This is a genomic window from Maribacter litoralis, from assembly GCF_003075045.1.
GTDB classification, from domain to species: Bacteria; Bacteroidota; Bacteroidia; order Flavobacteriales; family Flavobacteriaceae; genus Maribacter; species Maribacter litoralis.
The window spans coordinates 245,106-258,565 of record NZ_QCZD01000004.1; the positions used below are offsets into that span (position 1 = coordinate 245,106).

Annotated in this window: 14 protein-coding genes; 5 read left to right on the plus strand and 9 right to left on the minus strand. The window is 35.0% G+C overall.

Going from position 1 to position 13,460, the window contains the following annotated elements:
- Nucleotides 1-65 precede the first annotated feature (65 nt).
- Together DCS95_RS16690 and DCS95_RS16695 are read left to right on the plus strand one after the other, a co-directional pair.
- Entirely contained in the window at nt 66-644 is a 579-nt protein-coding gene (locus DCS95_RS16690) for a MarC family protein (protein WP_116771980.1), read from the plus strand.
- Between the two features lie 36 nt (nt 645-680).
- On the plus strand, nt 681-884 hold the full coding sequence (locus DCS95_RS16695) for a hypothetical protein (protein WP_116771932.1): 204 nt from the start codon (nt 681-683) through the stop codon (nt 882-884).
- On the opposite strand, the gene DCS95_RS16700 is transcribed toward DCS95_RS16695, so the two are convergent.
- The 4 genes from DCS95_RS16700 to DCS95_RS16715 all read right to left on the minus strand — a co-directional run bounded on the left by DCS95_RS16700 (nt 881) and on the right by DCS95_RS16715 (nt 4,396).
- Complete coding sequence (locus DCS95_RS16700) at nt 881-2,506, minus strand: S41 family peptidase (protein ID WP_116771981.1); 1,626 nt, start codon at nt 2,504-2,506, stop codon at nt 881-883. The two genes, DCS95_RS16695 and DCS95_RS16700, sit on opposite strands and share 4 nt — an antisense overlap.
- A 14-nt stretch (nt 2,507-2,520) precedes the next feature.
- Complete coding sequence (locus DCS95_RS16705; RefSeq protein WP_116771933.1) at nt 2,521-2,958, minus strand: deoxycytidylate deaminase; 438 nt, start codon at nt 2,956-2,958, stop codon at nt 2,521-2,523.
- 85 nt (nt 2,959-3,043) lie between these two features.
- Nucleotides 3,044-3,628, minus strand: a complete 585-nt coding sequence (locus tag DCS95_RS16710; protein WP_116771934.1) for a HupE/UreJ family protein — start codon at nt 3,626-3,628, stop codon at nt 3,044-3,046.
- 27 nt (nt 3,629-3,655) lie between these two features.
- A complete protein-coding gene (locus DCS95_RS16715; protein ID WP_116771935.1) occupies nt 3,656-4,396 on the minus strand; it encodes a TerB family tellurite resistance protein in 741 nt (246 codons plus the stop codon).
- Between the two features lie 130 nt (nt 4,397-4,526).
- On the opposite strand from DCS95_RS16715, the gene DCS95_RS16720 reads away from it, so the two are divergent.
- From DCS95_RS16720 to DCS95_RS16730, 3 genes are all read left to right on the plus strand, one after another.
- Complete coding sequence (locus DCS95_RS16720) at nt 4,527-4,937, plus strand: BrxA/BrxB family bacilliredoxin (protein ID WP_116771936.1); 411 nt, start codon at nt 4,527-4,529, stop codon at nt 4,935-4,937.
- 232 nt (nt 4,938-5,169) lie between these two features.
- Nucleotides 5,170-5,754, plus strand: coding sequence for a lysophospholipid acyltransferase family protein (locus tag DCS95_RS16725; RefSeq protein WP_341865198.1), 585 nt, complete (start codon nt 5,170-5,172; stop codon nt 5,752-5,754).
- A complete protein-coding gene (locus DCS95_RS16730) occupies nt 5,751-6,428 on the plus strand; it encodes an HD domain-containing protein (protein ID WP_116771938.1) in 678 nt (225 codons plus the stop codon). The genes DCS95_RS16725 and DCS95_RS16730 overlap by 4 nt, the downstream gene beginning before the upstream one ends.
- Nucleotides 6,429-6,506: 78 nt before the next feature.
- Here DCS95_RS16730 and DCS95_RS16735 read toward each other — a convergent pair whose 3' ends face one another.
- The 5 genes from DCS95_RS16735 to DCS95_RS16755 form a co-directional block, all read right to left on the minus strand.
- Nucleotides 6,507-7,940, minus strand: a complete 1,434-nt coding sequence (locus tag DCS95_RS16735; RefSeq protein WP_116771939.1) for a glycosyltransferase family 2 protein — start codon at nt 7,938-7,940, stop codon at nt 6,507-6,509.
- 386 nt (nt 7,941-8,326) lie between these two features.
- Complete coding sequence (locus tag DCS95_RS16740; protein WP_116771940.1) at nt 8,327-9,400, minus strand: PA0069 family radical SAM protein; 1,074 nt, start codon at nt 9,398-9,400, stop codon at nt 8,327-8,329.
- A 47-nt stretch (nt 9,401-9,447) separates the two neighbouring features.
- Entirely contained in the window at nt 9,448-11,001 is a 1,554-nt protein-coding gene (locus tag DCS95_RS16745) for a hypothetical protein (protein ID WP_116771941.1), read from the minus strand.
- Nucleotides 11,002-11,018: 17 nt separating this feature from the next.
- Nucleotides 11,019-11,801 carry an enoyl-CoA hydratase/isomerase family protein gene (locus DCS95_RS16750; RefSeq protein ID WP_116771942.1) on the minus strand — a complete coding sequence of 261 codons (783 nt, stop codon included), beginning with the start codon at nt 11,799-11,801 and terminating at the stop codon, nt 11,019-11,021.
- 18 nt (nt 11,802-11,819) lie between these two features.
- On the minus strand, nt 11,820-13,232 hold the full coding sequence (locus DCS95_RS16755; protein ID WP_116771943.1) for a sensor histidine kinase: 1,413 nt from the start codon (nt 13,230-13,232) through the stop codon (nt 11,820-11,822).
- Nucleotides 13,233-13,460 lie beyond the last annotated feature (228 nt).

Here is a 13,460-nt window from a genome sequence, read left to right on the forward strand (position 1 = left end):
GAATATTTTATAAATAAAGATCCAAGTGCATGTTTATAAACGTAAATTTGCAAAAAATTAGAAAGATGGATCTTCATTTTAATTTAAGGGAAATTGCTACCGCCAGTATGGTTCTATTTGCCGTAATAGATATTTTAGGAAGCATACCGATTATCATAGGCCTAAGAAAGAAAGTAGGCCACATTCAATCTGAAAAAGCTTCTGTAGTAGCAGCTGTGATAATGGTAGCGTTTTTGTTTCTGGGCGAAGAAATCTTAAACTTAATCGGCATAGATGTAAATTCATTTGCCGTGGCCGGTGCTTTTATTATTTTCTTTTTAGCAATTGAAATGATATTGGGAATCACCCTTTATAAAGACGATGAACCGGAAAGTGCATCTGTTGTACCCATAGCTTTTCCATTAATTGCAGGTGCAGGTACACTAACCTCTTTACTTTCCTTAAGGGCAGAATATTACGTAGAAAATATTATTGTAGCTATAATCGTCAACATTGTGTTCGTATTTATTGTCTTGAAATCATCGGGCAAGATTGAAAAAATGTTAGGAAAAAATGGGGTGAACGTTATTAGAAAAGTATTTGGGGTTATCCTAATGGCCATAGCCGTTAAATTATTCGCTGCCAATATAAATCAACTTTTCTAGACCGTTAGAAGATTGTATTTTTATAAAAACAAATTTATGAGCAAGACATTATCCATCATATTCATAGTTATTGCAATTGCTTTAATCGCCTATAACGTAACATTGGTGAATTTTGCAGATCCTTTTGAGAAGAACAGTACTATTGCCTTGATCGGCATAATGGCATCGTTATGTGCCGTTGTACTACTGTTGGTATTTGTAACCAGTAAGAAGATTCAAGACAAGATGAACGAAGACTAATTATAGGTCTTAATTTCGCCAGATTCTTGTTGTTCTATACCGCCACCATCTAATTCCAAAACTTTTTGCAGCATTAAGTCCTCATCAGACTTTATCTTGGCATGTATGTTTGTATTGAACAGTTGTTCTGCAATATTGGCCTTTAAGAATAACTTGATGCTTTGCTCATGTTCGTAGAAATTCATTCTAAGGTTTCTGTCTACCGAATATTCCACAAACTTCTCAAAAAGGATATCATCGACCCTAAAATCGTTTACGAATTCTTCTTGGGTATATTGTGCATATCGTTCACGATCTTCGTCTAAATGCTCGAATACGAAAAAGGAAATAAACCCTAAGTTATCCATACTGTCAACGGCCTCTTCTTCATTAGTACCAATGGGCACAAAAACATCAGGAATTATTCCACCTCCGCCATAAACTACCTTTCCTTTAGGGGTTACGAACTTTAATGAATCTGCCACTTTTATACTATCAACGGAAATCATTTCACCGCTATGATACCTATCCGTAAAACGCTGATAGTAATCTTTAGTGCCATTAGCGTACGTTTTTTGAATACTTCTACCTGTAGGGGTATAATATCTTGAAACCGTTAATCTAACGGCCGAACCATCGCCTAATGCCATTTCACGCTGTACCAAACCTTTACCAAAAGACCTACGCCCAACTATAGTACCTATGTCATTATCCTGTAATGCTCCAGCAACAATTTCACTGGCAGAGGCTGATCTTTCATTGATCAGAACGTAGATCGGCTTATCTTCGAAACTACCTTCATCGGTTGCAAAACTTTTACTGATCTTACCTTTTTTGTTTTTAGTAAATAAAATGAGTTTACCATCTTCTAAAAATTCATCTGCCATTTCTTCGGCCATACCTAAATAACCACCGGGATTATCACGTAGATCCAGAACCAATTTTTTGGCTCCCCGATTTTGTAGTCTTCCCAAAGCCTCTTTGAACTCTTTATAGGTTGACTCCGCAAAACGGTTCACCTTTATATAGCCAATATCTTTTGTAAGCATATAAAAGGCATCTACACTTTTTAAGGGAACTATACCGCGTTTTACTTTGACGTTGAACGTTTTGTCTTCTGATTTTCTATATACGGTTAAATCAACCGTGGTGCCTTCTTTACCCTTTAATTTATCTACAATGACCTCACTTGGAAAATCCTTACCATAAAGCGTATCCTTACCAGCCATTAATATACGGTCACCAGGTAAAATTCCCTTCACATAACTAGGACCATCTTTTACGGTTTTAATTACCGCAATGGTATCATGATAAGAGTAGAAATTGATACCTATGCCCACAAAATCGCCCTTCATATTATCTGCCACACTAGACATTTCTTTTTCAGAAATATAAACCGAATGTGGATCCAATTTTTCTAGAATACTATTTACGGTAACATCAACAATACTATCGGTATTGACATCATCTACATATTCATAATCGATGTAGTCAATTAACCTGTTTAATTTGTCTTTTTTAGAGTTGGTTGAGAAAAGTCGTTCTGGAGAGTCATTAAAATTCAGTTTTCCACCAATAAAAAACCCTAATGCAAGAGCAGAAGCGATAATTAAAGGAAATAGAGCACTGTATTTTTTATTCATCATTAGTGTTAACGTTAGTTTGTCACATTTATTTCTGGCATATGTTGTATTTCAACCCCGGCTTTCTCCAAAAATTTTAATCCGGAATCATCTTTATAACCCACTTGGTACACTACACGTTTAATGCCAGACTGGTGTATTAATTTACTACACTCTCTACAAGGCGATAACGTGATGTATAAAGTAGCCCCTTGACAAGATTGTGTTGAACTTGCCACTTTTAGAATAGCATTGGCTTCTGCATGCAAAACATACCACTTGGTATACCCATCTTCATCTTCACAATAATTCTCAAAACCAGTTGGGGTGCCGTTATATCCATCAGAAATTATCATTCTATCCTTAACGATAATTGCACCTACCTGTTTTCTAATACATGACGATAATTTACCCCATTCTTTGGCCATTCTCAAATAGGCCCTATCATATTTTAATTGTTTTTCTTTCTTCATTAACAGTGAGCTTTAGAAAAGCACATAACCCTAAGTTACCCGCTTTGATCAGTAAAGTCATTATTGTAGGCTAAACTTTAACAATCTAAAAAGGAAATGTTTCATATAACAACGGTATCGTTATCAGTATTACAATAATACTGCCTACCATTATAAAAATACGCTGCTTGACCTTTAATAGAGTTTGAATAATATAAGCTAAGATCAATACCAATAAAACTATTACAACTTGAGACAATTCAATGCCACCGGCGAAACCCAATAATGGTGCCAATTTTTCCTCTTCTCCCATAACCATCATTTTAAAATAATTGGAGAAACCAAAGCCATGCACTAGTCCGAAAAAACCTGTTGCCAATACATGAAACCATATTGTTCTGTTTTCTTTTTGAAGCTTCAAATCAATAATATTGAACAATGCTGTTGCCAAAATGGTTACTGGTATTAAAAACTCAATCCATGTAGCATCAATCACCATAATCTCATAGACCGAAAATACCAAAGCCAAACAATGGGTTATGGTGAAAACTGTAGCCAACAATAATACATTCTTCCAGCTTTTAAAAGTAAATGGCAGTGCCAAGGCGGTCAAAAAAAGAATATGATCGTAAGCATTGATATCCAATACATGTTGTAAACCTAATTCTATATAAAACCAAAACTCTTGCATTGTAACTCTAATATTAAATTATACCAACTAGTTTAATCCGCGTTCTTTTTGAATGGTTTCGTACGCTTCCTGCACTTGCTTAAACTTCTCTTCCGCCCCTTTTTTAATAGCTTCATCTTTAGTATTCACTCTATCTGGGTGGTATTTTTTCGCCATATTCCTATACGCTTTTTTCACCTCTGCATCGGTAGCTGTTTTTGGTATATCAAGAATTTTATATGAGTTGTTCGCAGATTTTACGAACATGGCCTTAATACTTTCAAATTCGTTCAACGAAACCCTAAGATACCCAGCAATTTCCCTGATTTTTTCAATCTCGGGATTACTTATGCTACCATCTGATTGTGCAATACCAAACAAAAAATGAAGTAGTTGTAACCTGACCTCATAACGCGTACGTTGTGCTAAAAATGCAGATACCTTTTGTGGAGATATTTGCCCTTTTTTATTTATTTCATTGAACCTTCTAAAAATAGCATTTGCCTTATCCTTACCGTACGTACTCACAAAATACTGACGTACATAGTCCATTTCCGACTGGCTCACTTGTCCGTCTGCCTTTATAACTATAGAACATAAGGATAATAAATTCAGTTCAAAATCCTCGGCAGTAACATTTGGTCTTGTATAGTCTTCAAATACACTACGTGCACTACTTTTACTAGGTCCAAAAAAGTTATCTATAATACTACCGGCAAAGAAGCCCAAAATAGCTCCAGATAAACCTCTAAAAGAAAAACCAATTACGGCCCCTAACCATTTAATCATTTTCGTATTCTCAATTTTGCCAAAGATAAAATATTACCAATAGAAAGTATGGCCAATGAAAAGTTAAGGTCTTAAGCTCCCCTGCGACTAATTGATTATCTTTGTACTAATTAATTAAAATATTAAGAATATGTACCCTGCGGAATTAGTAAAACCAATGAGAGATGATCTGGCCTCTGCCGGATTTGAAGAATTATATACTGCAGATGCAGTAACAAATGCCATAAATAAAGAAGGTACAACTTTAGTTGTAGTAAACTCTGTTTGTGGTTGTGCAGCAGCCAATGCAAGACCTGCTGCTAAAATGAGCTTGCAGAACGATAAAAAACCTGATCATGCCGTTACGGTATTTGCCGGTGTTGATAAAGAAGCTGTTGATGCGGCAAGAAACTTAATGGTTCCTTTCCCTCCATCTTCCCCATCTATGGCATTGTTTAAAGACGGTGAATTGGTTCATATGATCGAACGTCACCATATTGAAGGTAGACCTGCTGAAATGATCGCTCAAAATTTAGCACAGGCTTACGATGAGTTTTGCTAAATCTATAGCATAGGTTATTTTCAAATAAAATAATAGATTAAAAAACCGCTCTAATTGAGCGGTTTTTTATTTTTGTACTATGCAGAAACTGCTTTCCTATATTATAACCCCCTTTTTTTTCATAGCATTTGCACTATGTCTCCTTATTTTTCATCCAATTCAGTGGGCGGCTTTTAAAATCTTTGGATATAACGGACTAAAGTCCGTAGTCAGCAAATTGAATTTCTTTTTAATGCGAAGCACCAATATTTTGGGCACTACCTACAAATTCACTAACAATTTTGACCTTCCAGTAGATAAACCTTTGATCATTGTAACCAATCATCAAAGTATGTATGATATACCGCCCTTAATTTGGTATATGCGCAAGCACCATCCAAAATTTGTGAGTAAAAAAGAGCTAGGCAAAGGTATACCCAGTGTATCTTTTAACTTGGTTCACGGTGGATCTGTACTTATTGACCGAAAGGATGGAAAATCGGCAATAATGGAAATAGGTAAACTTGGTGCTTACATTGAAAAACATAAAAGAAGTGCCGTTATATTTCCTGAGGGAACTAGAAGCAGAGACGGACATCCAAAACCTTTTAAACCTATGGGATTAAAAATGCTTCTTAAAAAAGCACCATCGGCATTGATCGTTCCCATTAGTATCAACAATTCATGGAAATTAGTCAGGTTCGGACAGTTTCCTATGGGGTTGGGATCTAAGGTAAGATTAGAAGTACAACAACCTATTGAGAACAAGGGCAATCTTGATGAGCTAGTAAAACAAATTGAAGCATCCGTGGTTAGCGGCGTAAACTCCTTTAAATGACCGATTCAGAAATAGTAGAAGAAACCATAATTTTCGTCAAAGAAACATTACAAAATGCAGAGGGAGGGCATGATTGGTTTCATATTGAACGTGTTTTCAATAATACCATGCTCATTGCCAAAGAAGAAGATGTAAATATTTTGGTGGTTAGCCTTGGTGCATTACTTCATGATATTGCAGATGCTAAGTTTAATGATGGAGATGAGACGTTAGGTCCCAAAATGGCCGAGAATTTTTTATTAAGTCTAGAAGTGCCTAAAAGAATCATTAACCATGTAACCAATATTATCAAGTACAGCTCTTTTAAGGCAGGTTTGAACGATGGCAAAATGAAGAAAAAACCATTTACCTCTAAAGAACTAAAAGTGGTGCAAGATGCCGATCGTTTAGATGCTATTGGTGCAATAGGTATTGCAAGAGCATTTAATTATGGCGGATTTAAAAATAGAGCACTTTATGATCCAAGCATTCCTCCAAACTTAAACATGAGCAAAGAGGAGTACAAGAAATCACAAGCACCTACCTTAAATCACTTTTACGAAAAACTGCTGTTACTAAAAGACAAAATGAATACGGAAACCGGAAAGCGTTTGGCAGAAAAAAGACATCAATATATGATAGATTTTCTAGAGCAATTTTATCAAGAATGGAGTCCTCTTAAAAATTTAAGCTAGCGACAACAAACTAAGCTATATCGAATAAAAAAAGGGTCTCATTTTTCATTGAGACCCTTTTTACTTTTAAAATTTTACCTATTTCTGTGGCAACTCTCTTGTTAGCCATCCTCTTCTGCTTGCGGTTGCAATGGCATAAGGGGTAATCCAAAACAAACCAAATGTGTAAAGTACACTGTAAGAATATGCCCAGAAAGACTCTGAAAACGTATATCTTTTTGCATAAAATATCACTGGAAATGTAGACAGTACCAATATACTTAAGAATGTAGAGCTTAAGAACAATAAAGGATACGTGAAAACAAATACTAGCATAAATAGTACAAATGGGTAACACAACACAATTCTCGAAAACTGGCTAAAGAACAATAATCTTGTACCCGCTTTTGGTCCTTTTCTAAAGTTTGTAAATACATATTTAGACATTTGTATATTCTCACGAACATTACTTCTACCCCATCTAATAAACATTTTATAAAGACCTTTATATTTTTCTGGAACGTTGGTATACGCAAAAGCATTTCTTTGAAACAATACATGAAAACCTTGTTTCAATATCATATTGGTCATGGCTCTATCTTCACCAATATCAGAAGGTTGCCCCATAAAGGTTTGATTGATCCACTCATCTAAACAACCAAATACCGCTGTAGCTCTATAAGCCGCCAATGCCCCTGGTGTACATAAAACCGATTTTAAAGTACTTTCAGATGAACGCACAAACTCAAAACTAAGTGCAAAACTTACATCTAGCATTTTAGGTAATATTTCTTTCTTGTTATTTAAAACCCGAATATTACCTGCAACCGCACCACAGTTTTCATCAACAATGAACGGACTCACTAAATTTCTTAACGTATCTGGGTCAACGATAGAATCACTATCAACGGTAACGAAAATTTCACCTGTACCCTCTTTAAATCCTCGGTAAAGGGCATGACGCTTACCCATATTCTTAGGTTGCTGGCAGATAGAAACCCTATCTCCTAATTCTTTTTTGGCTTCAAGCATCCAGTTCCAAGTATCGTCTTTACTACCATCATCAATAGCCAACAATTGTACTTTATGCTCTGGGTAATCACTATCCGCTAAACTTTTAAGAGTGGCCCAAACTTGTTTACCTTCATTATAAGCTGGTACAATTACAGTTACGGTCGGTAATTCATCATCGGTTACCGATGGTATCGCCTTATATTTTAAAAAACGTACAAAAGTGTAGATAAAGAAGCTTAATTTGAAAACGAAGAAAGCTGCAGCTACAATCATAAAAATAAAGCCGATAAGGCTACTTCTACGCTCTAAATGCAAATCTGTAAAATCGTTTTGTAAAATATAAGCTAAATAAGCAGATCCAAACATTAATACAAATGTACTGCCCATTACAAAAATGCCCCATGCGTTGGCATTTTCTATCTGGTCGGCAATCTTAGAGAAGAAAGATTTTTTTACTTCTTTTTCCGAATTTTTATTTGAAATTTTCATGTTTTTTATGGTAGTGTTCTTGGTTTTCATAAATGGTTCTAATATTTATTACATTCACCCTATCTACGCTTAGATTTCTCTTTTGGACTTTATTTTAACAAAACTTTCGAAAGAAATTTTTTACGCTATAAAACTGCATAACATTTAATTTTAAGCCACTAATTCAAATGCTTATATTTTTAACTTAAACGCAATATTTAGTTCTTTTTCATACAGTTATGTTGATCATTTGGACATTAGACCTGTTTAACTCTATTAAATATTATCGACCAAATTTTTAATAAAAAAATTTCCATATTTATTGATGCTCATATTTCCTCCGGATTTTCAAATACCAACAAAAATCTATGACAACACTTTTAAAAAAGTACACACGATCAAACATCTTATAATGTTCAAGTTTGTGGCATATTATTTTAAAATAACTTTAATTGACCATCTTTATAAGATTCATGTAACCGAGTATTTAACTTTGGGAAAGTTCTATTATTGAAATAAGTGCGTTTAGCCAAACGTACCATATCATGAATTTGAGTAGCTATTTTGCCTTCTCCTCTGCTGCGAATGCCAAAACGGCTATCATTTAAAGTTCCACCATGGCATTCCTCTATTTGATGTAATACCTTATCTGCTTTGTTTGGGAGTGTTTTTCGAATCCAATCGGTGAATATTTCACCAATGGCCCCATTTAATCTTACAACGGTAAACGCCATGGACAAAGCACCACGATCCGCAACCGCTTTTGCTAAATTTAGAATTTCATGACTGTTGATACCGGGAATAATTGGAGCCAACATGGCATTTACGGGTATACCGTTCTTAGATAATACCTCGATAGCTTCTAACCGCTTCTTTATAGTAGTGGTTCTAGGCTCAAGAATTCTTCTGGTTTCTTCCGATAGCGATGTAATCGAAATATTAACGCCAATTAACCCGTGATCATTCAATTTCTTAAGGATATCCAAATCACGTAAAATCATGGCATTTTTGGTTATGATTCCTACTGGGTGTCGGTATTTCAAGAAAATCTCCAAACATTTTCTTGTTAATTGAAATTCTTGCTCGGCAGGTTGGTAGCAATCTGTATTACCTGATAGTACAATTGGTCTGGCTTGCCATTTTTTACTTTTCAATTTCTCTTCTAACAATTTTGGCGCATTATGCTTTACCAGAATTTTACGCTCAAAATCCAGCCCTGCACTATAGCCCCAAAATTCATGTGCATTTCTTGCATAACAATAAATACAACCATGTTCGCAACCTTGATACATGTTCATGGAATAATTCATGCCCACATCTGGACTAGTAACTTTGTTGACAATAGTTTTAGGGTAAACCGGTATATACTGGGTTTTATTCTTGTCGGTAACCTCACCTTCTACACTACAAAATTCTAGAAAATCGTCTCTAGTCTCGTAGCTGTATGCTGAGAATTTATTGTCGGTATTCTTTTGGGCACCTCTACCCCTTACAATACTATGAGCTTTCATTAATTAGGATTTAATCCAAAATTATGGAAATAATCCTAATTACAATTTTATTTAACACCCACTTGAACCAATTGTTTTTTGGTGCCTCTTTTGGCATAGAACATCAATTCGTCATTTTGACGATCAATATAAGGCGCTGAGACCATAAGTGGTAAGCGAGCTTCAGTGTCATCAATAACCTTATTATACTTCATATGCCCATTCTCATCTAAACGAATTAAAAAGACATTTCTATTTCTACTTAATCCTTGCTTGAACAAAATACGATCATCGCTTAATTGTTGAGGATTTTCTGCAGATGTACTTATAAAGAAATAGGTTGAATTATTCTTAGTGTACGCGCTATAAGAAGCATAAGCACCATCACCTTGGGTTACCTCGGTTTTATTAATATTTCTTGCCCATACCAAATCTCCAGTAGCACTAAGTTTAGCGCTTATAATATCGTTATGATGATATCTGGTCACCATAACCCTACCACCACTTGAGTTAGACTGTACACTATTACTTGTAAAATATTCTTCTGCATTGAACAAGATATTGCCTTCTGCAGTAATATCCATACCCTTAAACACAAGATTCTTAATGGCTTTATCATCTTCACGACCGAATTTATCTAACATAAACTGTTCTGAAAAAGCATTAAATTTTTCGGTTTTTAAGGTGAGGGATTGTGGCGCCAAGTTAAAATAAGATATACCATTATATCGATTATCTTTTCGATCGGCATAAAAACCGATACAAAGCAATTCGTCTCCCTTAAAAATTGGTTTTAAAGCTTCAGGAAATTTTCCTGGGGTGAAGAATGACTGTGTACTTCTACCATTTTTTGAAACCCTGACCATTTCATACTGAAATTTTCTCTCAGTCGCGTTAAAACGTTTCTTCTTAAAATACGCCTTACCTACTAAATACACATTTTGAAGATCTTTCGAAAAGACCACATTTTCAAATGCATAGTTTTTCTCTTCAACCTCATCAGAAAAATCATGCTCGAATATTTTATCCAAATTCGATTTAAAAGCATAAATAGTATGCTGGTCTACCTTCCTCTTTTTGTAATGTGTAGTTATAGCAAAGGCAGATTTATCGTCATTGAACAAGATGGATGTTGTAAAGCCAGATGAAAAGTTTCTGTTGTAGAAATTTCTATCCAAAGGTTGTTCTACGGGATCAGATGCAATGGATAGAATAGTCTCCTTAGTAAATTGAAACTGAGAAAACGGACTTCTATGTACTTCATATTGATAGCTTCTACTATTATAGTTGTACTCTAAAAATAGTAGGTATACTTGTCCGTTTTGTACATACGCATCTATAAAATTAGCTCCTTTAAGTTTATAATTATACTCAGAAACAAGTTCTAGGTCCTTATTATAATGTTCAATAAAATAACCTTTGGGCCTTAAAACAATTCCCGTGTAATATGCACGTACCACAACAGTACCTTTATTGCCGTCATCAGCAATTGCCAGCATATTGGAGTATCTGTATTTGTCGTGAAACTTTTCTCCAATAGTATATGAAACCAGTTCTTCTTGAGCAAAAGAACTTAAAACATTGATTGTGAATAAAAATAAGAATACGCTACGTTTTAACATAACCAGATTGGTTTATGTCATGAACCCGGAAAATCAGCTTTTCTTTTTTCTAAAAATGCTGTTGTGCCTTCGGTAAAATCATCAGTTCCGAAACAGGCACCAAAAGCCTCAATTTCCTGCTCATAACCATTTACAGTATTCTTAAAACCAGCATTTACAGCTTTTATTGCATGAGCAATGGCTACTGAGGAATTATTGGTGATTTTTGATATTATTTTATGGCATAACGGCAGCAATTCTTCTTGTGAAGTTACATGGTTTACCAGTCCATAAGTTTTAGCTTGATCTGCAGAAATCATACCCGCGGTCATGATCATCTCCATAGCCCTGCCTTTACCGACCAACTGAGGCAAACGTTGTGTACCTCCATACCCAGGTATTAATCCTAAAGAAACTTCTGGAAGCCCCATTTTGGCATTATCGCTAGCTACTCTAAAATGACAAGCCATAGCTAGTTCTAATCCTCCGCCAAGGGCAAAACCGTTAACTGCTGCAATAACGGGAGTTGTTAAGCCTTCAACAAAATCGAACAACTGTTTTTGACCTTTAGCGGCTAATTTTTTCCCTTCCTTTTCACTAAAATCTGCAAACTCAGAAATATCTGCACCAGCTACAAAAGCCTTTTCACCACTACCTGTCAAAATAATGGCCTTAATAGTCTTGTCTTTTTGTAAATCTTTAAAAGCATCATGTAACTCCCTAATTGTTTCCTTATTTAAAGCATTTAATTTACTTGGTCTATTGATAATTACAATTGCAGTTGTTTCTTCTTTCTCAATAAGTATTGTTTCGTATGACATTGTTGTTGATTTGTTGCATTAAACATTTTCCTTTGGAAACATTACACAAAATACCGTTCCCTTACCAAGTTGTGAGGTAAACTTAATGGTACCTTTATATGTCTCCACTATATTTTTCACCATTCCTAAACCTAAGCCCATTCCACTGGTCTTGGTAGTAAACTTAGGTTCAAAAATTTTATCTTCATTTTCTTTTTCAATACCGTGACCATTGTCCGCTACCGATAATTTTACCATATTTCCTTCAGACGCTACAGTTACCAAAACTCTTGGCGATTCTACATCTGGCACAGCTTGTATAGCATTTTTTACCAAATTGGTAACCACTCTTATTAATTGTGTACGATCTAATTTCGCAATAATTTCTTCTTCATCAGCAATGAAATGAATATAATCTTCGTTAAAAATATCTAAAGCCAGTTTTACGATTTTTACAACATTCAGTGTTTCATTTTGTTGCGCTGGCATTTCGGCAAAATTTGAAAATGCTGACGCAATACTGCTCATGGTATCTATTTGCTGTATTAAGGTATTGGAATACTCCTTTACCTTTTTATGAATATCTGGATCATTAGGATCAAATTTGCGTTCAAAACTCTGCACGCTTAATCTCATGGGCGTAAGGGGGTTCTTAATTTCATGAGCCACTTGTTTTGCCATTTCTCGCCATGCCTGCTCACGTTCGCTACGGGCTAATTTTACAGCACTTTGACCTAATTCGTCAATCATACCATTGTAAGCCGAAATCAGTTTTTCTATTTCTTCTCCGGGATTATCTAGATAAATTTTTTTGTTCTGCTTACTCAATTCTGTTTTTCCCATCACGGTTGAGATGGTCTCCAATGATCGGGTTATATATTTTGAAATAAAAAACGCAAATGATATTGCCATTAATAGCATGAGCAGGTAAACACCCGATAATCGCCATAAAAACTCTCTCAATTCATGGTCGTTGAACGAATTATCTTCAAAATAAGGTAAGTTTAAAATACCTATTGGTTTAAATTTTTGATCCGCTATATAAGTAAATGAGGCCTGATAATTATCTCCTGCCAAAGCATTTTCCATAACATAGCGTTTGTTCGGGCTAATCTCTAGCATATTTAGCACCTCAGCATCTAAACACATAGATATGGAGTCATTGGCAAATTTAGGTCGTGAACTTTTTATAAGCTCCCCATCCAAACTATAGATATTAAAATTCATGTTTTGCACTACGGCAATTTCATAAATTTCATTCTTAAAAATAAGATCCAAATTTTCCGTTGTAACGGGGTATGTTGTTTTCTGAATGGTAAGATCAATACTTTGGCGTATTTGCTCTTCTTTACGTTCCATTCTGTTTTCATGGTAATCTATATTGATTTCCTTGAACTGATAAACGGTAATGCCAAATATTAAAACAGATGCGATTAACACCAAAAAAATCATGGAAAGAAAAATACGTGACCGTAAAGATACTCTTGTTAACAAGCTTCAATTATTTGTTTAAAGTTAGCAAATATCACACCAAAAAGCATTAACAAACTTAATGTCCACTCTTTTATATACATAATTAGTAGCTATAAGAAGTTTTTCAGTTGGCAACCTTGTACCAACTAACTCATTGTTACACAAAAAAGATACTAATGTTTTAAACATTTTAGCTCATATTGCAAT